The 24,776-nt window shown below is 59.5% G+C and carries 22 protein-coding genes and 1 pseudogene; 15 read left to right on the forward strand and 8 right to left on the reverse strand.

Annotated features, from left to right (window positions below; all coding sequences use genetic code 11):
• Window positions 1-231 precede the first annotated feature (231 nt).
• Window positions 232-995 (reverse strand): IS5 family transposase gene (locus GFJ39_RS08600; protein WP_228391861.1). Its coding sequence is split into 2 segments (ribosomal slippage): window positions 232-674 and window positions 674-995, totalling 765 coding nucleotides; the frame shifts between segments, so codons are not numbered across the junction.
• Window positions 996-1,104: 109 nt separating this feature from the next.
• Between GFJ39_RS08600 and GFJ39_RS08605 the strand changes: the two genes are divergently transcribed.
• Window positions 1,105-2,349 carry an IS701 family transposase gene (locus tag GFJ39_RS08605; RefSeq protein ID WP_153430954.1) on the forward strand — a complete coding sequence of 415 codons (1,245 nt, stop codon included), beginning with the start codon at window positions 1,105-1,107 and terminating at the stop codon, window positions 2,347-2,349.
• A gap of 198 nt (window positions 2,350-2,547) precedes the next feature.
• Here the strand turns inward: GFJ39_RS08605 and GFJ39_RS08610 are convergent, their stop codons facing one another.
• Window positions 2,548-3,456: a hypothetical protein gene (locus tag GFJ39_RS08610; protein WP_153430955.1), complete on the reverse strand. Its 909-nt coding sequence runs from the start codon at window positions 3,454-3,456 to the stop codon at window positions 2,548-2,550.
• Between the two features lie 326 nt (window positions 3,457-3,782).
• On the opposite strand from GFJ39_RS08610, the gene GFJ39_RS08615 reads away from it, so the two are divergent.
• The 6 genes from GFJ39_RS08615 to GFJ39_RS08640 all read left to right on the forward strand — a co-directional run bounded on the left by GFJ39_RS08615 (window position 3,783) and on the right by GFJ39_RS08640 (window position 8,855).
• Window positions 3,783-4,034: a type II toxin-antitoxin system prevent-host-death family antitoxin gene (locus tag GFJ39_RS08615; protein ID WP_131973940.1), complete on the forward strand. Its 252-nt coding sequence runs from the start codon at window positions 3,783-3,785 to the stop codon at window positions 4,032-4,034.
• Between the two features lie 11 nt (window positions 4,035-4,045).
• Complete coding sequence (locus tag GFJ39_RS08620) at window positions 4,046-4,450, forward strand: hypothetical protein (protein WP_153430989.1); 405 nt, start codon at window positions 4,046-4,048, stop codon at window positions 4,448-4,450.
• Between the two features lie 82 nt (window positions 4,451-4,532).
• Entirely contained in the window at window positions 4,533-4,811 is a 279-nt protein-coding gene (locus GFJ39_RS08625) for a hypothetical protein (protein WP_010504836.1), read from the forward strand.
• Entirely contained in the window at window positions 4,808-8,011 is a 3,204-nt protein-coding gene (gene mobF, locus GFJ39_RS08630; RefSeq protein ID WP_153430956.1) for a MobF family relaxase, read from the forward strand. The genes GFJ39_RS08625 and mobF overlap by 4 nt, the downstream gene beginning before the upstream one ends.
• 234 nt (window positions 8,012-8,245) lie before the next feature.
• Window positions 8,246-8,473 carry a ribbon-helix-helix protein, CopG family gene (locus GFJ39_RS08635; protein ID WP_228391862.1) on the forward strand — a complete coding sequence of 76 codons (228 nt, stop codon included), beginning with the start codon at window positions 8,246-8,248 and terminating at the stop codon, window positions 8,471-8,473.
• Complete coding sequence (locus GFJ39_RS08640) at window positions 8,451-8,855, forward strand: type II toxin-antitoxin system PemK/MazF family toxin (protein WP_228391863.1); 405 nt, start codon at window positions 8,451-8,453, stop codon at window positions 8,853-8,855. Before GFJ39_RS08635 ends, GFJ39_RS08640 begins: the two co-directional genes overlap by 23 nt.
• A gap of 283 nt (window positions 8,856-9,138) precedes the next feature.
• Here the strand turns inward: GFJ39_RS08640 and GFJ39_RS08645 are convergent, their stop codons facing one another.
• Complete coding sequence (locus tag GFJ39_RS08645) at window positions 9,139-9,417, reverse strand: hypothetical protein (protein WP_228391864.1); 279 nt, start codon at window positions 9,415-9,417, stop codon at window positions 9,139-9,141.
• Between the two features lie 135 nt (window positions 9,418-9,552).
• On the opposite strand from GFJ39_RS08645, the gene GFJ39_RS08650 reads away from it, so the two are divergent.
• The 4 genes from GFJ39_RS08650 to GFJ39_RS08665 all read left to right on the forward strand — a co-directional run bounded on the left by GFJ39_RS08650 (window position 9,553) and on the right by GFJ39_RS08665 (window position 12,993).
• A complete protein-coding gene (locus GFJ39_RS08650) occupies window positions 9,553-10,026 on the forward strand; it encodes a hypothetical protein (RefSeq protein ID WP_153430958.1) in 474 nt (157 codons plus the stop codon).
• Entirely contained in the window at window positions 10,027-10,743 is a 717-nt protein-coding gene (locus GFJ39_RS08655; protein ID WP_325062893.1) for a transglycosylase SLT domain-containing protein, read from the forward strand.
• Between the two features lie 377 nt (window positions 10,744-11,120).
• Window positions 11,121-12,485: a replication initiation protein RepC gene (gene repC, locus GFJ39_RS08660; RefSeq protein ID WP_153430959.1), complete on the forward strand. Its 1,365-nt coding sequence runs from the start codon at window positions 11,121-11,123 to the stop codon at window positions 12,483-12,485.
• Window position 12,486: 1 nt separating this feature from the next.
• Window positions 12,487-12,993: a hypothetical protein gene (locus tag GFJ39_RS08665; protein ID WP_153430960.1), complete on the forward strand. Its 507-nt coding sequence runs from the start codon at window positions 12,487-12,489 to the stop codon at window positions 12,991-12,993.
• 68 nt (window positions 12,994-13,061) lie between these two features.
• Here the strand turns inward: GFJ39_RS08665 and GFJ39_RS08670 are convergent, their stop codons facing one another.
• Window positions 13,062-14,135 carry an IS5 family transposase gene (locus GFJ39_RS08670; protein WP_153430961.1) on the reverse strand — a complete coding sequence of 358 codons (1,074 nt, stop codon included), beginning with the start codon at window positions 14,133-14,135 and terminating at the stop codon, window positions 13,062-13,064.
• A gap of 90 nt (window positions 14,136-14,225) precedes the next feature.
• Between GFJ39_RS08670 and GFJ39_RS08675 the strand changes: the two are divergent.
• The 3 genes and pseudogenes from GFJ39_RS08675 to GFJ39_RS08685 all read left to right on the forward strand — a co-directional run.
• Window positions 14,226-14,621: pseudogene (locus GFJ39_RS08675) on the forward strand (hypothetical protein); the annotation flags it as partial.
• Window positions 14,622-14,786: 165 nt separating this feature from the next.
• Complete coding sequence (locus GFJ39_RS08680) at window positions 14,787-15,005, forward strand: hypothetical protein (protein WP_194285327.1); 219 nt, start codon at window positions 14,787-14,789, stop codon at window positions 15,003-15,005.
• A 442-nt stretch (window positions 15,006-15,447) separates the two neighbouring features.
• Entirely contained in the window at window positions 15,448-16,344 is an 897-nt protein-coding gene (locus GFJ39_RS08685; RefSeq protein ID WP_153430962.1) for a LysR family transcriptional regulator, read from the forward strand.
• A 6-nt stretch (window positions 16,345-16,350) separates the two neighbouring features.
• On the opposite strand, the gene GFJ39_RS08690 is transcribed toward GFJ39_RS08685, so the two are convergent.
• The 4 genes from GFJ39_RS08690 to GFJ39_RS08705 form a co-directional block, all read right to left on the reverse strand.
• Window positions 16,351-17,139: an aspartate dehydrogenase gene (locus tag GFJ39_RS08690; protein WP_194285328.1), complete on the reverse strand. Its 789-nt coding sequence runs from the start codon at window positions 17,137-17,139 to the stop codon at window positions 16,351-16,353.
• Window positions 17,140-17,223: 84 nt separating this feature from the next.
• Window positions 17,224-18,522, reverse strand: a complete 1,299-nt coding sequence (locus GFJ39_RS08695) for an APC family permease (protein WP_153430964.1) — start codon at window positions 18,520-18,522, stop codon at window positions 17,224-17,226.
• Window positions 18,523-18,564: 42 nt separating this feature from the next.
• Window positions 18,565-21,447: a TonB-dependent receptor plug domain-containing protein gene (locus GFJ39_RS08700; RefSeq protein ID WP_153430965.1), complete on the reverse strand. Its 2,883-nt coding sequence runs from the start codon at window positions 21,445-21,447 to the stop codon at window positions 18,565-18,567.
• Window positions 21,448-21,605: 158 nt separating this feature from the next.
• A complete protein-coding gene (locus GFJ39_RS08705) occupies window positions 21,606-22,727 on the reverse strand; it encodes an aminotransferase class V-fold PLP-dependent enzyme (protein WP_153430966.1) in 1,122 nt (373 codons plus the stop codon).
• Window positions 22,728-22,885: 158 nt separating this feature from the next.
• On the opposite strand from GFJ39_RS08705, the gene GFJ39_RS08710 reads away from it, so the two are divergent.
• A complete protein-coding gene (locus GFJ39_RS08710; RefSeq protein ID WP_228391865.1) occupies window positions 22,886-24,772 on the forward strand; it encodes a CocE/NonD family hydrolase in 1,887 nt (628 codons plus the stop codon).
• Window positions 24,773-24,776: the final 4 nt, after the last annotated feature.

A 24,776-nucleotide genomic window follows, 5' to 3' on the forward strand; every position in this document is an offset into this window, starting at 1 on the left:
AACCAGGCAAGATGGGTAATCCTCGTTGTAAGCTGGGGCAGGTTTCGACCGACGCCCGTCTATAGAGAGAGGAAGGCCCACGACGGAAATGGGAAATGCGGTAGCCAACCCGCGGATGAGAGCATGATCAATCGTCGTCGATCGGCTCGCGGCACACCCGTCAGGTCCACTATCAGTTTTTGGTCACACCAGACACCAGTCATGGTGTAGGCTTCTTGCAACTGCACTCCCCTAATGACGGTCATGAGAGCTTAGACACCTGTCCAAAAAATGGGGTCCACCTCTGACTGTCGGAGACCTGTCATAGCGTGTTGCGATCCGCCGCCAGTCCTTGAGCCTTCCGAACATGATCTCGATGCGGTTGCGTCTTTTGTATTTTCGCTTGTCGTATTTGACTGGTTTTCCGCGAGATTTCTGTCCTGGAATGCAGGGCTTTATCCCTTTCTCTTCCAGGGCGTCTCTGAACCAGTCAGCATCATAACCTCGATCTCCCAGCATCCATTGTGCTGCAGGCAGACTGTCCAGCAGGGCAGCGGCACCGGTATAATCGCTGATCTGCCCTGCCGTCATGAAAAAGCTCAGCGGTCGTCCGTTCTGATCGATGACCGCATGGAGCTTGGTATTCATACCGCCTTTGGTGCGATCGATCAGGCGGCCTGGATCCCCTTTTTTAGCCGCAGGCTCGAAGCCGTGCGGTGCGCCTTGAGATAGGTCGCATCAATCATAATCGTCTGGGGCTCTGCCCTTCCGGCAGCCAGACCGTCCATCATCCGGGAAAAGATCCCCATGTCGCTCCAACGCTTCCAACGGTTGTAGAGCGTCTTGTGGGGGCCGTATTCCCGGGGCGCATCACGCCAGCGCATCCCATTGCGGTTCACAAAAATGATCCCGCTCAACACTCGGCGGTCATCAACGCGAGGTTTGCCGTGGCTCTTGGGAAAGAACGGCCGAAGACGCCCCATTTGTTCGTCCGTCAGCCAAAACAGGTCGCTCATCTTCAGTCTCCTCACAGAGCCTGAATCAAAATTCCCCACAAAAATCAATGGGTCCTGAGCCTAACACTACAGTTGCGCTTTTCTGAGAGTTCTGAATCTATGGGTAACCATGATTCTGAACGAGATGAATGGCACGGCCTCTGTTGAGGATGTTCTGACCCTGACGTTGGACGCGCTGAGGGACGTCAAGGCGCGGCTGCGTCCGGTGTTTGGCCAGGAGCGGATTGCGGCGTCCGCGGGACGTTTTCTGGAGACGCTGCTAGGCAACGAGCCGCGCAAGACCGGCTGGATGCGAGCGGAAGCGGCGGGTGATCCGGGGCCATGGCGCCAGCAGGCACTCCTGGGGCGGGCTCAATGGGATGCTGATGCGTTACGCGATGTCGTAAGAGCGCATGTGGTAGATCACTTCGGTGATGCCGATGCCGTGCTGGTGGTCGACGAGACCGGATTTCTCAAGAAAGGAGCGGCTTCCTGCGGCGTGAGCCGGCAATACACCGGCTCGGCTGGCAAGATCACCAACTGCCAGATCGGCGTGTTTGCGACCTATGTCTCTGACAAGGGTCATGCCTTTCTCGATCGCGCGCTCTATCTGCCGAAAAGCTGGACCGACAAGCCGGAACGGCTGGCGGCGGTCCATGTGCCAGAGGACGTTCGATTTGCGAGCAAGCCGTCATTGGCGACGACGATGATCGGACGAGCACTGGCCGCCGAGGTGCCGTTTTCCTGGGTCGCTGGCGACAGTGTCTATGGTGTTGGTGACCTGGAAATGGCGTTACGGGCCGCCGGCAAAGGCTATGTGCTGGGTATCCATCAGAACCACTGGTTTCATTCGTGGCGACCAGATTTGCTTATCTCAGGGGAAGCGCGCGACATCGTAAAAGCTTTGCCTGAAGAGCTCTGGATCCAATGTTCTGCCGGTCACGGCACCAAAGGCGAACGCCTGTATGACTGGCTGTATTGCCCGATGGCCGACCTGGAAGGCCAGATCGCAGACAGCGACACGCCCGGCCTCTGGACGCGCGGATTGCTGGTAAGGCGCAATCCGGCCGATGGGGATCTCGCTTATTTCACGACTTGGTGCCCGCAGGGTACGTCGCTTGAGACACTGGCGCGTGTGGAAGGCACACGCTGGCGGATTGAAGAATGTTTCGAGACCGCCAAGAACGAATTCGGCCTCGACCACAACGAGACCCGCTCCTGGCATGGCTGGCACCGCCATGTCTCGCTGGTCATGCTCGCCTACGCCATGATGGCCGCCGTACGCTCCAAGGCCAACACGCTCAAAAAAAGTCCGCTGACAACACGCAAAAACTTATCCGATGGTCGATCCAGGAAATCCGCCGTCTCGCCGTGAAGATCACTCAAGCCCAGATCCCGATCGCACACATCCGGCGATGGTCCCTCTTTCGACGAACCCATCAGGCAGGCGCATATCTCGCACGCATTAAAATGAAAGCGCAACTGTAGTGCTAACTTAAAGTGCGGTCTCCGGCTTGAAACGGAGCAGACTTCAGTATGCGGACGGCGTTTGTGAGTGCGAGCAAGAGAGCCCTCAGTAGAGGCTTTTCATGCGATCCCGTGATCGCATCAGCAGGGCTTTGAGGACGATAGAGCGATCCTCATGAGGGACTGCCTCCACCATCGGGATGCACGCCTTCGCCCACTCGCGCTCACTTTCAAAAAACGAGCGTCGTGGCAGTCCCGGCAGCGCTTCATAGTCGATGCGACCATCAGGCTGACGTCCTGTCGCATCGAGGGGCATGAGAGCGTCGAGCGGCAGATACTCTGGCATTCCATCAGGTCGAGGACCAACATAAGGCGGCGGAAGCGGCTTGTCCTTGTCCGCACCATAGCGGGGGGCTTGTGTGAGCATCGTCACATGGTTAGCGATCTGGCCGATTTTAACACGCGGCTGGGTGGTGGTCTCTAAGGAGGCAGGCTGGGACTGCGCGGTCTCGACGACCTCGGCAGGTGCCGTCGGCTGAATGCTGGCCTGATCTGGGGCCACCTTGGGTCTGCGCTGTGCCTCATACCCTGCGATCCGCTCACGGCGCTCCCTGTTAAGGCGCTCTTCGTTATCGGCCTCGGTCATGAGAGCAAGGATCTCTTCATCCGAGGGGCCGGTCGGTGCCCGTTCAGTCAAAACGACTGCGGGGGATGCGGATCCATCGCGTAACCGTCGATCGGCCTCTGCCTTCGCCGCAGTGATGCGCTCTTTGACGCGATACCATTCGACTCTCAAACCATTAGGTGTAGGAGCACGGCCTTGCTGGGTTCGCAGACCGTCGCGAGCGAGGTGCTCTGCAAGGGTTGACCACTTCAAGGCTCGCCGTCCGGTGGCTTTGAGCAACGTCTCGAAATTCTCTGTCAGCCACATCACCACATCAGAGCGTGTCTGGCGTCTGGCGCAGGTCTCCAGATAGCTGCCCGCGGTCTGACCTGAAAACACTGCTGCGCTCATGGACCTCACTCCTGCCCCGTTCTCGCCTCTCTAACACCCTCGGTTGTGCGTAGCAAGGCCGATGCCTAACCGAAGCGTAACCGCAGCACTGACGTAGCATTAGTGTAGCATTAGTGTAGCATTAGTGTAGCATTAAAGAAGAGGGTTTTTCTTTTTCCATATACAAATGCACCCTTTCGGGTGCGGTCCCTGCGGGACCATCAGGCAACCGGATCTGGGGACGCCGTTCGACGCTCTTGAGAGGGTGCTTTTCGTCGTGCTGTAATTGCTGTATATTACGACAACAACAGCGTTGATGTATGTCCAAAGGAGCGGAGAGCCCGACAATGCGTACCTTTTCAACCAGTGATCTGTCCCGGAAATCGGGAGACATTATTGCCAGCGCGCTCCAGGGACCGATCGCCATCAGCCAGCGCGGAAAGCCTCGTCTGGTGGTGTTGAGTGTCGAGCAGTACGAGGCGCTCAGACAGTCGCAGCCCGACCGCCGCGTGTCTGGAGCTACGGCCGATATGCCCGCCGATCTGGCAGAGGATGTCGCGCAGGCGATTGATGCGTTCCTGTCTCCGGACAAGCGCTAACCGTGAGCGCCATGTTCGAGCCCGGTACGGTTCTGCACTACCCCTATCTGTGGCACTGGCAGGATGCACAGGGCGAGACAGAGGGGCGCAAGGACCGGCCAGTCGCCGTAGCCGTGCTGTTCGTCGGCCGCGATGGTCAGGACTATGTTCTGCTGCTGCCTCTCACCACGCAGAAGCCAGCGGAGGGACGACAGGCCATCGAGATCCCGGCAACGGAGAAGCCGCGTGCGGCGCTCGATCAGAACCGCAGTCAGTGGCTCATGCTGGATGAGTACAATCTCGATCCGGTCAAGGGCTCGTATTACCTTCGGCAGTCCGCCGTGACAGGGCAGTTCAGCAAGGCGTTCATGCGGACGGTTCTGGAGCAGTTTCGCAGCCTGTTCCCGCAGGCAAGGCGTGTGGCCCGTCATCCCTGACGCGTCCTGCTGACCCCCGCCGATCGCACTCACAACCCAGGATGGGAGAATGCCTCTTTCAGTAAGAAGGAGCTGACCATCCGTGTCTGACGTCGAAGACTTTACGCTGCCTCACCCTCTCAAGGGGCAGAGCCAGTTTGAACTGCTTGTCATGACCCGTCTTAACCAGTTCGGGGAAATGCTTGCCCAGATCCATCAGCTGGTCAGCCCGCCTGATACGCCACAGGAGGGAGAGGGCCTGCACGAGGTCATGGTTCGCATGGCGAACGCATTGGACCGCCAGGGCAGTGTCCTGGAGCAGCTCTGCGAACAGGTTGCGAGGCTTGAGCGCGGGAGCGGCGAGGCGGCCGAGCAGGCATGATCACTTACCGCAAGCTTTCTGCGGCCGGGGCCGGGAAGCTCATCGTCGCCTATCTGCGCGAGCATCAGCTGGAGCCGGAAAAGGATGCCCGGTTCGAGCGGAACGGCGAGAAGAGCCAGTTTGAATCCGGTGATCGCCTGAACTCCTATTACACCGGACGCGATGCCCGCGGAAGTTGGGCCCCTGATATGAGCGAACGGATTGCCAGTCAGCTCGGCATTGATGTGACGACGCGCCCGACCGATGAAGCCCTCGCACGTCTGTTTGAGGGCAAGCGCGCTGACACGGGGGAGAAATGGGCAGGGGCTCATGCGAACCGGGAGATTTCCGGGATTGATTTCACGGCCGCCCCGGACAAGAGCGTCACCCTTGCGGCAGAGTTTGCTTCCACGAAAGCCGAGCAGGCCCTTATCTGGTCCGCCATCCATCAGGCGAATGACCGTGCCATGGCGTTCATCGCCAAGGAGATCGGGATTGCACGACGTGGAAAGGGGGGCGTCTCGTACAACGAAGGCGGGGATGTTGGCTGGGTCTCGTTCCGTCATTACACGGCACGACCGGTCATGAAGATCCAGGATGGCGCACAAGGCCCCACGGCGGCGGTGGAAGTTCTGGTGCCGGGGGATCCACAGGCGCATATCCATAATATCATGTTCAACGCGGTCGCCACGGAGAGCGGGCACCTCGGGTCTCTGGACAGCAAGCGCGTGACCGGGATGACGTCGCATATGTTTGGCGGATACTTCCAGGCCGAGCTTGCCTCCGAGCTTCGCAAGCTGGGTATCCGGGTGGACGTGGATGCTCGCGGTAAGGCCGTCGTTCTGAACGGCATTCCCGAAGAAGCCCGCGAGCTGTTTTCAAAGCGGAGCAAGCAGGCCGAGCGCATGGCCAAAGCCTTCGTCAAGCGGCAGGGCGGTGACTGGAAGGCCATGAGTGCCGAGCAGAAGTTCAAGATCCTGCATCAGGCCAATCTGACCTACCGGTCGAACAAATATACCGGACGCAATGAGCGGGACATCTGGCGGGAAGAAGCCGATGAGATCGGCTGGCACCATGACACGGTCCTGACCGATGAGAAGACAGTTCTGCTGTCCCAGGCCGAGCGTTTCGAGAAGGCTTACGGGATTGCGGCCAAAATGCTGGCTGACGAATTTCGCACGGCCGCTGTCATCGACCGGGATGCCTTCCGGACGCATGCCGCGCACGGTCTCATTGCGGCTGGCATTGAAGGGATGGAGGACGTGGAGCGGGTTGCCGATATGATCCAGGAGCGTGGCATTGAGATCGACGGTCAACTGGTCCGCTTTCTGGAGCGCGAGCAGGACGGCCGCCTCCGGGTCGCGACAAGCGCCCAGATCGCCCTCGAAAAGGACATGGCCCGTCTTGCCGGCCTGTCTGCGCGGACGCGGGACGGTGCGCTCAGTGACGAGCAGATCGCTGCAGCCGTCGCCCGGTCGGGTCTCGACTTTACGCGCGAGCCGGCCCACGGCGCCGCGCAGCTTGCGGCCATCAATGCGCTTGGTCAGGCGGGCGGTCTGGGCTTCCTGATCGGTGTCGCCGGCTCCGGTAAAACGACGCTTCTGAAGCCTCTGGTCGACGCCTGGCAGGAGGATGGTCGCACCGTCATTGGCGCGGCCATTGCCTGGCGCCAGGCCGATGCTCTGAAGGATGCGGGCATTTCCCAGACCTACGCGATGACTCCCCTTCTGGACGGCCTGGCGCAGGGAAAGATTGTCCTCGATCGGCAGTCGGTTCTGGTCCTTGATGAAGTCAGTCAGGTCTCCCCCCGTCAGCTGCTTGAGATCCTCCAGCTTCAGCAGGAAAAGGGCTTTGCCCTTCGGGTGGTGGGCGACCGGGAACAGGCCCAGGCGATCGAGGCCGGCGACGCTGTAGAACTGCTTTTGCGGGTTATGCCCAAAGAGGCGCGTCCGGAGCTGTTGAGCACGATCCGCCAGAAGTCCGCGCGTGGTCGGCAGATCGCCAGCATGTTCCGCAGTCCTGGCCGTGATCTGAGCCAAACCGAGGACGAGCAGAAGAAAGCCGATATCGCCCGGGCGCGTGAAGCCATCGACATGAAGCGCAAGGACGGCACGATCCGACTTGTGGGCGGCGACCATGAGCAGGTCGTCGAGCAGATCGCTGACCTGTATCTTCGACGCCGCGACATGCTGACGCAGGCCGGATCGGAGCGGGGGATCACCATGTCGGCGCCGACCAACGAAGACGTCATGGATCTCAGCCGTGCCGTCCGCGACCGGCTGCGCAAGCGTGGCGAGATCGGGCAGGCGGAGATCGTCAAGGCCGCCATCGATCAGCGTGGCGTCACCTATGAGCTGCCTCTCGCTGTTGGCGACCGGGTTCGGTTGTTTGCGAAAACCAGCGTCCGGATGGACACAGCGCATGGGCGCCGCTGGCGTGATCTGGGTTCGAACGGCGACTTCACGACCGTCAAGGGCTGGTCTGACGAGGGACTGGTTTTGCAGAATGCGAAGGGACGGGAAGGGCTCGTGCCCTGGACCCGGCTGGCCGACCCGAAGACCGGACGCGTCCGTCTGGGCTTTGGTCACGCCATGACGGTCGATGCGGCGCAGGGTGTGACGTCCGATGAGCATATCAACGCCATGCCGCGTGGATCCTCGGCCATGACAGGTTTTACCTCTTATGTTGCCGAAAGCCGGCATGTTCATCGTTGCTGGACGGCCGTGTCGGAAGGGTCTCTCCGGGAGGCCGAGACATTTTCGCGGGCTTTGGGTGATATCCGGCCGGTGACGGTCAACGATCTGTATGACCGTCTGGCATCGGACATGGGGCGACATCCCTACAAGTCCCTGGCCGTCGATCTGGCAAAGGCCCGTCTTGCGCACGAAGAAGCCAATACGCGCTGGATCCGGCAGAACCACGTCAATGAGCGGACCCGGCAGAAGGGGCAGTCACCGGGCGGTCAGGTGCGTCGTCAGGTTGAGGAATCCCCGATCCGAGACGTGCCGCGCGCGCAGTGGGACGATGTCAGTCGCAAGCTGCGCAAGGCCGGCTATGCCGCTCAGGACGCCCTGAATGCAGCGCGGCGGGTTGAAGATCTGCAGGAACGTCGGAGGACGCAACAGGCTGAAGACCGGCTGCAGCGGGCTCGCGCCGCCGCACAGGCAGAAGAGCGGGAGCGCGATCGCACGCGGGTTCGTGACACAGGACGAGGAATGTAGGTGAAGAGTTCGAATAATCCTCTGGTTTTTGACCTCTCTCTATGATTCCATTTCTCCCGCGTTGATTGGGGGGGAAGATGAACCAGTCCGGTTTCTTTGATATTGGAGGCCGGTGAGAGGATGGTCGAAAACGTATGTTAAAGGCACCTTCTTGGAGTGACTGATACCAAAAGCGTTGTTTCGCACTACGAAACGGCGCTACGATAACGACGTGCTGAATGTATGGAGTGCATTATGGCATCCCCCCTTTCGATCCGTCTGGACGAGCGGTTGCGCACCGACCTGGAGCAGGAAGCAAAGGCGCGCGGTATCCCTCTGAGCCAGCTCATTCGTGATCTGCTGGAGACAGGGGCAAAGAGTGCGCGCCGAGACCGTATCCGCAGAGATAGTGCACGTGTTGCCGACTACGTCGCTGCAACGCCCTCCGCTCTAGCGCTTTTTGACGAAGCTGGCGGAACCTAAGGCTCTTGATCGGCCGGTCGCCCTTGCAGCTATCTTCTCGCTTGGAGAAAGTGTTCTGGAGAACTGGCGCGGAGATGCACTGCCGAAGGAGCCCAACCATCGTTGCCCCGCTATTGCTGTCGAAGACGACCTCTTTCCGCCTGAGTGGCCGAATGTGATGCTTGGGCCACTGACCGAAGATGAGAACCTCGTCATTCCGGATCGTGCGGTACGGATCGACCTAACGGCTGATAACGGCTGCACCAAACCCTGCTGGGCGGTCAGTGCTCTGCTTACCACCACATCTAAGCAACGTGTTACCGTAACAGGCAGCAAGGTGAGATCCGATCAGCTTGCTGCCATCAGACGTCAGATTGCGCTCCTGGTGGGATGCGACGGCTAGGCAGATAGTCTCCGAGACGATGTGGGCTCGGAGCGACAGTTTCTGTCGGCGAGCACTCACAACCACCTCGAGCAAAATGTCTCCTTTGCCTACGGAGACGATGCATGCCAGACGAAAACGTATTTGACCTCCCGCAACCGGCGGATCGCGAAGCGCGCCGATAATGGAGAGAAATGGGCCAACACAGGTCGGAAGCGTGAGCACTCAGTTATCGACTTTACAGCGTCCCCCGATAAATCAGTGATGCTTCGGTCGCTGCGGCACGTCTGGCTGCTGTTCTGGATTATCGCCTCAGTATGGCTCTGTCGGCTACACCGACCTCAAGACCGTGCTCGGATTTCAGCCGATAGAGTTGCGCGCCCTGGCTCGCAAGGCAGGTCAAAGCGGGTGAGGCTGCAATGTCGGCGGCGGGCAGCGCTGGCCCCATCTCCGGCATAACAGGTAGCGGCCGTGAAGGGGGCGGGCCACCAGCAGCACGGATTGGCTCCGCGGCAGGGCAGGTCGAGGCTCCCAGGGCAACAGCCGGGAGCCCGAGCATCAGCATCGGGATGAAAGAGCGCATGGGTTTGATCCTCCTGCGGACATCATGACGGGCGCACATGTGAGTGCGATCCGGGCGCGTCAATCAGGGTCGTGTTCGCACTCACATTCGGATCGGGCAGACTATGGGGAGGTACTTTCTAAAGGATTCTGCACCATGCGCTTTCGCTTCTGGCTCGCCGTCTGTGTCTCGCTGGCGGCCCCTCTGGTGTCCCAGGCCTCAGCGCAGCATCTGACGCCGGAGCAGCTGGACAGGCTGTCGCAGGAGCGTCAGTCGGAACTCGGTTCTCGCAACTGGGGTCCGCCCCCGACAGTCACGCAGGCCCCGCAGACGCTGCACGCCACGCCGGTTCCCGTGACCTGCCGCAGTCCCGCTCATGACTTCGAGCCGCTTTTTGCCGAGCCGCGTCGTGGTGCTGCCCGTGTCGGAACTGCCGCTCCGCAGATTGCGGTGACGGACACGGTCTTTCAGGGCTGGCGGCAGGTTCTGCGCTCGGGAACGACCTTTGCCTGGATTCCGGAGGCCGATGTCGTGGCCTATCGTCCGCTCGTGGACGGCGCGTCCCGAAACTGCGTTGTCACGGGTGAGAACGCGGCCGGCATGGTCCTGTTCGATTATCCGGCCAAGTAAGTGAACGCCGCACGCCCCTTACTTCTCCTGGCAGTCGCAACCGCGGGCACCGTCAGTCTGGCTCGCGGGGCGGTTCCTGAGCAGATCGTCCCAGTCAATCCGGAACCTGGATCGCCCGTCTTCACACGGCCATCGTCCTCTACGACGACTGGCGGACCCACCGCCACATCCTCGTATCAGGGCGCATGGGGTACGGCGGACGCCTCTGCAACACTGATGGCCCAGACCTATGGGGCGGACGCGGTGGCTGCGGCACAGGCGGCCGGGATCAATCCGGACACGCTGGCGGCGTTCGGTCAGATCGAGAGCCATTTCCAGAATGTCGGGAATGCGTCCTCGAGTGCACAGGGGGTGTGGCAGGTCACGGACGGCACCTGGAATCAGTATGCCTCAGAACTCGGTCTGAGCGCGGCCGACCGGTCCGATCCCGTGGCCCAGGCCAAGGTGGCGAGCGCCATCATCAGCGATTACGCGTCCGCCGTGAGTCGCTCGACAGGCGCACCGGCCACCGGAACGCAGGTCTATGGCGCCTACATGTTCGGCACCAAGGCCGGCGCGGCCATTGCAACCGAATCAAATGCGAGTACGCCGCTCAGCCAGTATCTCTCCGCCAAGATGCTCGCGGCCAACAACATGAGTGGCTGGACGGTAGGCCGGTACCAGCAGACGGTGGCCAGCCGCATGGGCAGCGGGGCTTCGGAGGCCGTCACAAGTTGAAAAAAGCGCGCCAAAATGGACACACTAAACGCCCGTTTTTACTCAATTTTTTCGCTGTCAACGCGCTTTCGAGGTTGTTACAGCGCCCGAACAGAGGCACGATGCCCGGATGTCTGGAGACGTCCCTGTGGGCGGCGCCAGCGAGTCGATCCAGAGGACCCCCAATGACGTAGCGCCCACAAACCAAAAACCCCGCCTCCTCCGATCGCCAAATCGGAAGAGCCAGGGCTCCGGCAAAACAGTTGCTAGGTGAAGAAATAGGTAAATTCATCTAGCGTCAGCTCTTTTCGAAACGCAAGCACTAAATTGCGAACGGGAGCGTTTTGTCTGGTGTCCGGCCGTGAGGTGGTTCCTTCACCCCCAGACCGGACCGATCAATGGAGCATTCTGCACAGACGCAGAGGGCGCAGGCCCCGTGCACACGGCGTGGCCGACGCCGAATCAGTGAGGCCATGCTGGCCGCACGCGACGAACTGACCACCCCCGTCCCGGCCGAGCCCGGCAAGCGGGATATGCTGAACATGCTGAAATCCCTCCGCGGTGTCCTGCCCGTCAGCCGGGGAGCAGCCTCAACGCTGATCATCATGGTGGAGAAAACCTCTCCAGACGCCTGGACGTCGCTTGAGACGCCCTTCATCTATGCGCACAACACCACGCTCATGTCCTGGACAGGACTGTCGCGCAGCACGCTGCAGCGGCACATCCGGGAACTAGCGGACGCGCGGCTTCTGGTGCCGCAGGACGGACGCAACGGACAGCGCGGCCGACGATGGCAGGCGGAGGAGGGCCAGACGCAGGTTGGCTTCAATCTGGCGTCCCTGCGATACCGCTGGCCGGATCTGCTGGCCCTGAGTGCGGAACAGCGGCGATTGCGCCAGCGCGTGTCCTTTCTCCGCGACAGCATTGCCAGCCTGAACGACACGGTCCGCGCCCAGGCCGAAGACCTCGGGCTTCAGAATATCATGGAGCAAGCGACGGGAATCATGCGCAGCCGCCTGAGGACGGTGCAGCTCGGCACCCTGGAGGGGCTGTACCGGGAGATGCTGGCCCTTTCTGCGGCTCTGGCCGGGCACTGCGCCGAGCCTGAATCCGGCCTGGATCACGCGCCTGTGGAAAACGCTGTTTTTTCAACGTCGTATCCAGCAGAAATGAGGCCCATGGGTCCTCAAAACGGGGCCCACTATACAGATACTAAAAACATTCAAACTTCTAAAAAAGTAGATCACGTAGCCGCCGATGGCGGCAATCGCATTGAACACATGCGGTGTGAAGGGCCGAGTTCCGGAACCGACCGTTCGAGCGTGTATGACCGGACAGCGTTGCGCGGGTTCAAGGGGACAGCGACGTTCTATCTCGAAATCTGCAGCAGTCTGCGGGATTTCTGTTCCACCGGTCGGCCGAGTGCCGAGCAGCTGATCGAGGCCGCTGAGTATCTGTCAGGGCAGGTGGGTGTAACCTGTCATGCCTGGTCGCAGGCCTGTGTCGTGCTCGGCCGATTGCAGGCGGCCGTCGCCGTGATCGTCATGGCGTCCAGGCTGGAGCGTGGTGCCGTCATCCGGTTCCGGGATGCCTATTTCCGCTCCCTGATCGAACGCGGGGCACGAAACACCCTGTTCCTTGATCGCAGCCTGTATGCGCTGCGGGATCATCGCACCCGGGAAGTGGGGATGTTGGCCGAGGCCGGCGTGTCACTGGCCGCCGTGGGCGTCGAGAGCCCAAAAACCCGGGCGGCGTGGATCTGACATGGGGCATGTTGAAAAGCCCACTCTTCTGCGCGTTCTGGATTGTCTCGGGGCACTGGCCGCTCTGGTTCTGCCGTTGTTTCTGGTGCATTGGCGCGGTATCGCCGAGGGCTGTCTGGATGGGCTCGCCGTCGGATTTCTGTTCCGGAGCACCCTGACCCGCGAGTGGTCCTGGTGTCGTCAGGGTTTCGTCTGGCCGGCCCTTGTCTGGTGGGCATGGCTGGTCCTGTGTTCCCTCCCACGTCAGGCGCCTGTTCCGGCCGACGCAACCGCCAGCCTCACCCAGGCGCTACTGGCCATCAGCTTTCCGGTCGCGGCGTTCGCTCTGGCGTTCTGGACGTTGCAGGATCTGCGGACCCGGACATGGTGTCGCCGTCTGGTGCTCGCCTGCGTGCTGTATCTGGGTGGGCAGATGCTGCTTCAGGCGGTCACGGGCCATAACCTGGAGGGATCGAAAAACCGTTTGTTGATGTGCTTGGCTGATAATTTCAGGCTTTTGTCGATTTGATTGACGGTTTTTGCGATGGTCTCCGCTCCGCGTTTTGAGCAGATTGAGGGCTGTCCTCCGCGGGATGACTACGCGTTCAATCTTTCGAGGAAGAGGAAGCGGCGCATATTGTAGACGATATTGGCGAGCCCGATCCTCATGCTGGCCCGGGTGATACCGACAGTTCGGATGAATAGACCCATTTGCGATTTCTGATCGGCAAAGACGTGCTCGACGCGGGATCGGATCATCGACTTCCCTGCATTAGATCGCTGGATATGCCGGGGCATCCGTTTGAGATGCGGTTTTTTGCGATGAACCTTGGAGACAAAGCCCTGCTTTTCCATGAAGTCTTCGTTGGCTTTTGAGCGATAGGCCGTGTCAGCCCAAACGCTTGTGGCCGTATTGGTTTTATCCAGCAGCCCCTCTCTCAACCGCGCGCCATCATTGGCGGCTGCATGCGTTGTTTTCCATTTCCGGATGAACCGGTATTTCCGATCGATAGAGACGTGCGATTTATAGCCAAAGAACGGAATGGCGAGATCCGTTGTGGGGATTGTTCCGTCATCCTGCCGTTTTGCTTTCGTGAACTTCAGCGTCCAGCGCGCATGGCGATCCTTGTGCGACAGCTTTGACGGCTTATCCTGCCAGTCTTCGGGAATACGTCCTGCCCGGAGGTCCGCTTTCTCAGCATTCGTATTGCGCTGCTTTGGAGCGGCTACCAATGTTGCATCCAGAATCTGGCCCGACATCGGCAGATAGCCCGCGTTACGCAGGGTTGTATCAAAGCGATTGAACAGACCCTCGATCGCTCCCACCTGCGTCAGGCGCTCACGGAACAGCCAGAGTGTTTTGGCATCAGGAACACGATCTGAAAGCCCCAGCCCAAGGAAGCGCATGAACGACAGGCGATCGTTGATCAGATATTCCGTCCGTTCATCGGACAAATTGTTGAGCGTCTGGATCACCAGGATCTTGAACATCAGCAGCGGATCAAATGGCGGTCGCCCGCCTTTGCTTCCGTCGGAATACGCCAGTGCCTTCTCCAGATCAGGGCGAAACACTTCAAAATCCACAGTCCGGGAAAACGCTTCGAGCTGATCGCCAAGCCCGCTCAACCGGGCCAGCCGCTCTTCAACATCAAAAAATCCCGCCTGCTTCATCTTCCATTCCCTCAATCAATGCAGGAAAAATGGAATCACACAGGAACCTTCAAAACCAGAGGGTTTTTCGAACCCTCCCGGTTGAGAGAAGGGCTGCTGGATAAAACCAATACGGCCTCAAGCGTTTGGGCGAAGCCATTCAGGCTCCCGTCGATGCGTAGCATTGATGGGATAATGGCGGAGGGTGACACAGCCTACCGCTCCAAAGCCAATGAGGACTTCATGGAAAAGCAGGGCTTTGTCTCGAAGGTTCACAGAAAAAAGCCGCATCTCAAACCTATGCCCCGGCATGTCCAGAAATCGAATGCTGGAAAGTCGGTCATCTGCTCGCGTGTCGAGCATGTCTTTGCCGATCAGAAGTCACAGACGGGGCTGTTCGTCCGAACCGCCGGCATAACGCGAGCCACCATGAGGATCGGGCTGGCCAATATCGTCTACAACATGCGCCGCTTCCTCTTCCTGGAAAGATTGAGTGCGAGCGCGTAGCTATCAGCGGGTAACAGCCCCCGATCTGCTCAAAACGCAGATCAAAAGCGACCTAAAGAACCGTCTATCAGAACGCTAAATGCCAGACATTACAGGCCAAGTGTATCAACCAAGGGTTCTTCGATCCCTCCAGGTGGCTCGCATTCGCTTCATGCCTGGCTGCCCATGCCGGCGCTTGATGCCGAACGCGTAACGGCGCGGCTGCTTCGCGCCGGTGTGGAAATCACGCCCCCCGATGCGTCTGCCGTCTCCTCGCAGGCTGACACCGGCCTGCGCTTTTGTCTCGGTGCCCCGGAAAGCAGGGAGGAACTGGAGCGCGCGCTCACAATCATCAGGGAGGTTATTACCGGGCACGGAAGTGCAGACCGGGACGGAATCATCTGACCCGGCGTGCCCGTTGATGGCGTAAAACAGGCAGCTTGGGAAGAAAGCGGCATGTCCAGTTTCGGAGGTGCGTAAAAGAAACCGGACGTTAAAGACGTATGTTTTGATGCCGATATGATCCTGTATCTTTGTTTTGAAATCGGAAGTATCGTGACGTTCATGAAGCTGACTTAGGTTCTTCACTTACAACATAGTTGCTACATATATCGGCAGTTTTATCCCGCTTTTCTAACCACACCAAGGATGGAACCATAGCCAGAAGCTCAAAACCGATGAGCTTTCCGAAGCTTCCATTTTACTTGCCGCTGATAGTTCTCAATCGCGCAGGTCCTCGACCTGCATATGTTTTACAAATTTCTGGTGATGGGTACCGAAGTGGCTTATCGATAAACAATTCTGCCCTGATGGGGCAGCCGTAACTTGGCATAAGCGACGCAGTTCCATGTTTCCCGGCGCATTAAAAGTTTTTTTTGAAGTTGTTCAGGCTGGCTCGATCCGAAAGGCTAGCGACGCGATGGGAGTTTCACCCTCTTCCGTTTCCCGACAGGTCGCCGTCTTCGAACGCCAGATGGGGACAAAGCTGATTAAACGTGGCCCTGGTGGTATTAGTCTCACCCATGCCGGCCAGCTTGCAGCGGCTTATGCGCGCAGTGTCGTGCTCGAGTTCGATGCCCTCAAGGCCGATCTTGACGATATGCGTGGGAGCCGGCGGCGGCTGATCAGGATCGCAACGGTCGAGAGCGTCGTGGCTTCTGGTCCGTGTCAGGCCATAGCCGACTTCCGCAGACAGTTTGACGATGTGACGTTCCGCCTGACGATGATGCCCGCGCCTCAGGTCGTGGAGGCAGTGAAAAAGGATCTGTGCGAGATCGGTCTTGCCATGAACCCTCGCCCGGACCCCACAGTCAGGACACTAGGTATCATTCCCGAACCCATCGTCCTCGCTGTGCCGGAGGGGCATCGCTTCCGGGACAGGTCATCGATCAGCCTTGCCGAAGCAATCTCCGGAGAAGTGGTGACGCCAGACGACAGTTTCGGGATCTGGAGGATCCTCGACCGGGCTTTGCGAGAAGCCGGTTTGTCCATAAGGCCGGCCATGATCGCAAACAGCTTCGAAGCACTTCGGGATTATGCACGGATGAGCGGATGCGGGGCCATCCTGCCGTCACGCGCTGCCAGCAGGGCGGGTGAACCCACAACGCTCGTTCCCATTCCGATCGAGAGCGAGCCACTCATGTCGGGCGCGGTGCATGTCATCGCTAATGGCGAACGGCGGATGCCCCGCATTCTGACCCTGTTTGCGGACGTGCTTGTGAAAAGCATGCCGCTCTCGACATGACGGCGCTCAGATGAACCGTATCTCCGCCGTCTGATTGGCGAGGGCTGAGAGAACACTGGCCCCCACAATGGCCGATGTCTTTGGATTGTCCTGGGCCGCGCGTCCCTGAACCGTCACGTTGAGCGTCCCGAGCGGGCCGCTGGCATCAATCGTGCCGATATTCTCGGTGATATGCGGATCCGCAATCAGGATAATCCGCGTTGCGTCAAGACCGACACCCGCAAATGCGACGGCCGCCGCCAGATTCGCGTTTTGTGGAAACTGGCGCGCTGCTTCCCGGGCACTTCCTTCAAAGATCGTCAGTGGCTCCGTGACGGTGCTCAGGTCATGACGGGTGGCTGCAACCGTACCGGCCCAGGCGTGAACCGGCTTGCGCGAGGTATAGGTCACCTGTGCATTCTGGTGACGTGTCAGCGCCAGCAATCCGTCGAACCCTGCCAGCGCCCCGCAGGGCAGCAAAATCCGGCCACCACCTTGCAGCGCAGCGCGACATAGCCTGTCCGACAGAGCATCATCGGCCAGCGCCCCGACGGACAGGAGATACAGGGAACGGCCCTGCTCCAGCAGGTCGGGTCCAAGAGAGGCGACGGCGGCGTGCCCGGCTGCTTCCACGACGATATCCGTCGGCATGGCGAGAAAGTCTTCAGGCTTGGAGAATATCCGGGTTGCGGGACCGCATCCTGCCGGACGATCGGACAACGCCCGTCGCGCGAGGAGTGAGCGAAGCTCATACTCCTGACCGATCGTCTGCCAGTGTTCGACGACGTGCCGTGCAATGGCGCCGATTCCAATCATGCCAACCGTCTTCAAGACTTCCGCCCTTTTTTCCTGATGAGGCGCTTTCCTGAAACGCGTCCTATTTTCTGTAAGCAGCATCATTCACACCTGTGGAATACGTCGCCGAAAGCGCCAGACGATCATGCCGACCAGCCCCCATACGGCGAGGACCGCATAAGGACGCCAGTCGCTGACCGTACCGAGAATGGCGATCAGAAGTGCCGAGACGATTGCAAGTGTCCCGACAACGGATACGGTTTGCGGACGCGGCCGGAAGCCGGACTGAACATTGGACATCATTCCGCTTCTTGCCGCCCTGATGGCGCAGACACTGTTCGTGGCGTATTTCAGCATCGTTGGGATGTTGACGGCCAGGAACAGAAACAACAAGTCGTTCGGCAGGAAAGCACCAATGATGCTGAGAACGAACACCACCGTCATGGCGACGTGCGGCGTCTGCCAGCGAGGATGAATGGTCCCCAGACTGGCTGGCAACACTCCCGAACGCCCCATCGCGAAGAGGAACCTGCTGAAGATCAGGAAAACCCCGTTCAGCGAGGTGACGATGGAGATCGTCGCCGCCAACCCGATGAAGAAACCGGCCTTGTCTCCAAGGAAGACCCGCGCCGCATCCAGCAGGGGAGCCCGGCTCGTTGCAAGAGCAGCCCCTTCAACGCCGATTGTCGTCAACGCCACTACCACATAGACGCCCAGTACGATCGCAATCGCGATCGCCAGGCCCGGCGCGATGACCCGGCCCACGTTACGGATTTCCTCCCCCATCTCGGCTGCGAACTCGATCCCGGTAAACAGGCCAACCAGCACAGGGACAGCGAGCAGGACGCCGTGAAATCCCTGCGGCGCGAAAGGCTGAAAATGTCCGACCGTCATATGACGACAGGCCAGAAGTGCGAAAAGCGACAGCAGGACAACGAGCCCCGTCGTCAGCCACGCCTGGACCCGGGCGGCATTGCCCGCACCGCGGATATTGGCGAGATAGAGCACCGAAAAAAGGCCGATCATCAGGGACCGGTCCGAGAGATGGACGGGCAGGACCGGGACGACATATCGCGCCAGAACGGCACCATGCTGAACAATCGCGGCAACACTGCCGACGATCCGCAGCCAGGCGATCGCGAACCCCATGCGTGCGCCCAGAAAACGGGTCGGCCAGACAAAGGAAGCACCGCTCGCAGGCGAGACGGACGACAGATAGGCATAGAGAAAGGCGAAGAGCCCCATTGGAACCGCTGCGATGACAAGCGACACCAGAAGCGCTGGTCCCGCGATGGATGCCGCAGGACCGAGAACGCCGAAAATGGAGACACCGAGGGACGACCCCACGCCAATTGCGACGATATGCCGCATCCGGATGGATTGTCTGAGATGAGAGCCGCTCATGACCACCCCATCCCGTAACGCGGCGCCATAAGGAAACAGACCCTAGAAATTGCGCTGAACCTGCAGGAAGAAATAGCGCCCGTAAATAAGCGATCCATAGACACCGGTTGCCGTATTGTAGGCCCCATCGGGGACGAAAGGCGGGTTCTTCGCAAAGACGTTGTTGATCCCTGTCGTGAAGTTCCAGGGACCGGCCGTGTACTGCGCGGTAATGTCATGGGAGAAGATCCCCGGCACCTTGCAATACGCGTAGACACTGCAACTGACGTTATTGGTCCCGTCAGAGTAATGCATTCCGCCGATGAAATTCATCATATACGTCAGAGAGAAGTTCCTGTGGCGCCATCCAACAGTGGCATAGTCGCGCGCGCGGGGCTGCCCGGTATCATTCTGGTAGAGGAGCTTGCCGGCGTAATCATATTGCGGACCGCCGGGATAATTCTGCTGCTTGTAGGAGACGAGCCACTGAAAATTATTGGATAGCGTCAACAGGTCATCATGCGTGATGTGGATGCGATAGTTGAGATCAAAGTCAACGCCGCTCGTCTGCATGGCACCGAGGTTTTCATAGAGATCGTAAACCGTCGAAAGCTGACCGGCAGCGGTGCGCGGACTCACATACTGGCACTGTCCGGGCGCGGCCCCCGTGTAGCAGCCGTCCATGACATATTGCAGCGGCGTCTGGCTGATGGCGTTACTGACATGATAGTGCCAGAACTCACCGGAGACCGTCAGATTGGGGATGACGCGCGGCGTGATGATGGTTCCGAACGTGTAGGTCCGCGCTTCCTCCGGCTGGAGGCTGCGATTGCCCCCATAAACAGTCTCCACCGTGTTGGCGTTGGTCATCGAGAAGTTGTTGACGTTGATGCCCTGAGCCGCACAGCGGGCCGTGACGGCGCTGGCATACGCGCCATAGGAGGACGCCTGCGCGCAGGGATCTTCGCCCTGGGTTTGCGCCACGTTCTGGCCGCCATAGAGTTCGTTGACGTTCGGCTGTCTGAAGGAGGTTCCCAGCGTGCCCCGGAAGGCGATGTCCCGTGTCGGCGCCCAGTAGAGGCCGACCTTCCAGTTTTCCGTGTTGCCGAAGGTGTTGTAGTGTGACCAGCGCCCCTGCGCATCCAGACTGAGCTGCTTCGCATACGGCGCATCTTCCAGAAGGGAAAGCTTGCCTTCCAGATAAGCGGACGTGGAGTTGAAACCGCCGCCCGTATACTGGGCGCTGCTTCCGGCGAGAACACCGGCGGCCTGCAGGGAGTCCGGCTTGTAGGATGCCTGTTCGCTCAGATGTTCCACACCGAACGCAATGCCCAGCTTTCCCCCGTGGCGGTAGGGCATCGTGACAACATTGGATTTCGAGACACGCGCGTTGAAATCACGCATCTGGTAATTGTAGTAACTATGGGAGGTGTGAAAGATATAGCTCTGCGCCGACTGCCCCAGTGGCATGAACGGGTTGATCAGCGAACATCCACCGGCCGCCGAGCAGACACCCGGATCGTAGACAGCGCCACTGTTACTATCCATCGGGTTGAGCTGACGGACTCCAAGACTGTTGAGTACGTTCTGATAGTTGACGAGGTTCGTGGTGGAGGTCTCCTGGGTGCTGTTTCCATAGCCCATGGAGATGTCGTACTTCCATCCCCCCAGAATATCTCCCTTGATGCCCGCGTTGACCTGCCAGGTATCATTGTTGGCAATGTATTCGCGGCCGCCGCCCTCGTTGAAACGCCTGAGAAGCGTCGCGTCCTCGCCCCATACATTATAGGGACTGCCAGAGGGCAATATCAGGCTTGAGAGCAGATTCGACGGATAGACACTGCCGGTGACGGCCTGCCCGGCCATATTCTGCGTGGCGGATCGATGGCTGTAATTCGCGTTGACATAGGCCGTCAGGTGATCGGTCACATCGTAATGCGCATCACCCCTGAGATTGGCGGTCTGCAGGTAGTAGCTGAGCGACTGTAGATTGGAAAAACGATCGTTCTCCGCCCGTGTATAGTCGGAGAACGTTCCGTTTCCATTGGAAATGACATCCGCCGAGTCCGTGATGGCGCGACCATAGGGCGTGACCGAACTCCCGAAGGAAGGGGCATGCCCGAGCAGCGGATCGCTGTTCCACGAGTTTGTGGCCCAGGAGCGGGACCTCTGCGAAACTCCACCCTGGGTCATATACTGACCGAACACGCTGACATTGCCGCGCCCCTGGTCGAAATTGAAACCCTTGAATCCCGAAATCTTGCCGGTCCGCGCATCTCCCTGTCCGGCAATGGCGCCGCGGATATCAATGCCCCCAGTGTCCACGTTGTGCTTGAGCTTGATGTTGATGACGCCCGATACGGCATCCGCACCATACAGTTCTGAGCCACCATCTTTCAGGATTTCGACGGACTCGATCGTATCAATCGCGATCGTATTGAGATCGACACAGCCAGGCGTCGTTGCGACCTGACGCTTGCCATCGATCAGCACCAGGGCACGATTGGACCCGAGGTTTCTGATATCGGGACAGGACTCCCCCGAACCGCCGTTCGGTGTGGTGTTGTACGTCCCCTGCGACCCCATGGACGGAAGGCGCTGGAGGTAATCGCCAAGTGTGACGGCAGATGTCCGCTGAATGTCCCGGCTGCTGATGATCTGAACCGGATTGGAACTCTCCGCCCTGCCCGACGCCAGGGCGCTGCCCACCACAACGATGTCCTCGCTCTTCGGCGACAACGGAACCCGCTGCAACTCAGCGCTTTTCGAAGGTCGGGACGGCCCGCTAGGCGCAGCAGTGCCGTGCTGTTGCACGAACCGCACCGGCTTTGCGGCCGCGTTCGCTGAATGGCGGGTATGGGTCTCTTCAGCATGAGCCCACGTAGTAAGACACAGCCCGCAGGCCGTGGCGGACAGGAGCGACCGCCGTAGAATAAATCTCGCCATGACTTTTCTATGCCACCTTCACGGGTCGGGGGTATCGCAAATGACAGTCTGAACCTTCCTGAGAGATTAGAACGAAGCCGTGTCGTTGCATGTTCGTATTATAAATCCCCGGTGTTGCGTTTTTTGCAATACCTTTGATCCGAGGAGCCAGCAATCCTTCAACAGGTTCGCGACCTGATTATCGACAACAGGTCATGGAGCCTTTCAGTATCGCCGTCATCGTTCCACAGATGCCCTGAAAACCGCAGAATCCTGCCACGGATGCTCGCAGCAACGCCTGTTCTGGTCATGGCGTCCCGAATAAAGGGAAGATCGTCCACACCAACAGACAGGATATGAGACGGCTCGGCCCGGTTCCCGAATGGGATATCCGGATGCGCCGCGATCAGCGCCCGGTTCCGGCGCCCGAGTTCGTTCTCAATGACATCGACGCCGATTCCAGCAACAGTCCGCACGCCCTCGCAGGCGATCGAGAGCTGGATGGGATTGAGGACCCCGCCTGCATCGAAACGCTGCCCGGCTCCTTTCCATCCCGTGGGATACCGTACATTATCCGGGGCATCGAGCCAGCCTGGCTGTGTCTCCATCGAGGACAGGCGATCTTCGAGCGGGAGCGCATCCCGAAGCGCAGGCGCCACATAAAGGTAACTGACCCCCATGGGGCCAAGAAGCCATTTATAGCCGGACAGGGCGACGATATCAGGCCGTATCGCTGCCAGATCAAGCCGACGCGCCCCTGCCGACTGCGTTGCGTCGATAACCAGTCTGGCTCCGACAGAGCGCGCGGCCCCGGCGATGCGTTCGAGATCAAGCGCCGCGCCATCGAGCCAATGGCACTGCGGCAGACAGAGAACGGAAACGTCGTCATCAAGGCAATCGAGAACCGCCTGCGTCCAGTTTCCTTCACGAGGCGCGGGGATCTGCTCCAGTCTGACACCAGCCTCCGCGTTCAGGCGCTTCCAGGGCAGGATCTGGCTCGGATGTTCGCCTGCGAGTGCCAGTATCCGTCCCTCTTTCGGTGACAGCACCCGAGCGGCAAACGCCATGGCGTAGCTGGTTGACGGAACAATCGAAATTCCAGCCGCGTCCGCCCCAAGCATCTGCGCCACCTGTTTGCGCAGGGTGTCGGCAAGAGCATCCGCGCCACTGTTCAGCCAGGGGCGGCCACGGACGGCCATACCCGCCGCCGCCGCATCGAAGGCCGTTTTCGGCACGAGCCCCATATGGGCACAATCATAGTAGGCAAGAGACTCAGGAACGGAGATCAGATCGCGCATCATCGTATTGTCGCTGCCTGACGACAGAAGTCCACGTTCGAAAGTCGATGAGGGTGTTGCACAAAACGCATCATTGCGAACTCAAATTGATACTTGCTGGCCTGGACGGCGCGCTACGATAGTGACGTCCCTGTGATATCACCAAGATCGGATCTTCAGATATGCGAATGCACCAGCAGGCGCTCCTAGCCGCCGTGATAGCCACGGCCGCGGCCTCCATTCCCGCCATGGCCGCATCGCCGGATGCTGGAGACATCCCCGCGCATTTCGTACGTCCGATCGAACAGAACGATTATATCCGCCGCGAAGTCATGGTCCCCATGCGTGACGGCGTGAAACTCTACACTGTCATCGTCATTCCGAAGGCGGCCCATCGCGCCCCGATGGTTTTGACACGCACCCCCTATGACGCACATGACGAAGCGGCATCAAGCAACTCCCCCCTCATGTCCGAAGCCCTGTGGCCGGCCGATCGTGAGATGGTGGACGCAGGGTTCATACGCGTTTATCAGGACGTCAGAGGGAAGTTCCGCTCCGAGGGCACCTATGAGATGACCCGCCCTCCCATCGGTCCGCTCAACACGTCGAAAACGGATGACACGACCGATGCGTGGGATACGACGGACTGGCTTGTAAAGAACGTCCCACAAAGCAACGGCCGCGTTGGCATGATCGGGTCATCCTATGAAGGATGGACCGTCGTCATGGCGCTTCTGCACCCTCATCCCGCACTCAGGGCGGCAGTCCCGGAAAGCCCGATGGTCGATACCTGGATGGGCGATGACTCGTTCCATTACGGCGCCTTCAGGATCAAAAATCTGGATTTCCTCGCTTACGAGACGGAAGCCAAAACCAATGGTTCCGGCGTGCCTCGTCGGCAGTATGACGATTATTCGACATTCCTCGCGGCCGGTCCGGTTGCCGAATATGCCAGACGCGCCGGTTTCGGGCAGCTGCCCTGGTGGAACAAGATGCTGGCCCATCCGGCCTATGACGCCTTCTGGCAGGCTCAGGCCCTCGATCGGCTCATTGCCGAACGTCCTTCCGATGTTCCGACCTTGTGGGAGCAGGGCATGTGGGACCAGGAAGACATGTGGGGCGCCAATCACAGTTTCGCCGCGCTGAAAGCCGCAGGCCATGAAAGCAACAACTGGCTGGTGATCGGCCCATGGGCTCATTCGCAGGTTAACAGAACGGGCTATAGCCTCGGACCATTTCAGTGGAGGGGCGACACATCGGAACAGTTCCGGGCCGAAATGGTCCTCCCCTTCTTCAAACACTATCTGGAAGACGGCCCGGATCACGCTCTGTCACGCGTCACGTTCTACGACCCCTCCCTGAACCGCTGGGATCATCTTGCGGATTGGCCGCTGGCACAGTCGACAACACCGCTATACCTCACGGCCGATAACGGGCTGTCGTTCGACCCTCCGTCCCAGTCCGGCTCGGACAGATATGTGTCAGACCCGTCAAAACCTGTTCCGTTCGAACCGCGTCCGGTCAATCTCAGAGACAGGGATACCTGGAGGACGTGGCTGGTCAACGATCAGCGTTTTGTCGATGGTCGTCCCGACGTACTGACCTATCAGACGCCCGTGCTGACCACGCCGGTCAAGCTGGCGGGTGCCCCTGTTGCGGATATCGTAGAGAGCATTTCAGGATCCGACGCCGATGTCGTCGTTAAGTTGATCGACGTGCTGCCGGGCGAAAATCCGGTTCAGCCGAAGCTTGGAGGATACCAGCTTTCGATCGCAACCGATATCCTGCGCGGACGGTACCGAAAGAGCTTTTCCCATCCCGAGCCCATTCCCGCAGGCGTATCGCAGCATTACCGCTTTACCCTGCCCAACGTCGATTACACTTTCAAACCGGGGCATCGGATCATGGTACAGATCCAGTCAACGCTGTTCCCGCTCTATGACCGCAATCCCCAGACCTTTGTGGCCAATCCTTACGACATCAAAAATAGCGATTATCGCACAGCAACCATCACCGTGATGCATACGCCTCAGGAAGCAAGCGCTGTTTGGCTTCCTGTTGTCAAGTGAAGGT

The organism is Gluconobacter aidae, from assembly GCF_009547075.1.
In the GTDB taxonomy this organism is placed as follows: domain Bacteria; phylum Pseudomonadota; class Alphaproteobacteria; order Acetobacterales; family Acetobacteraceae; genus Gluconobacter; species Gluconobacter aidae.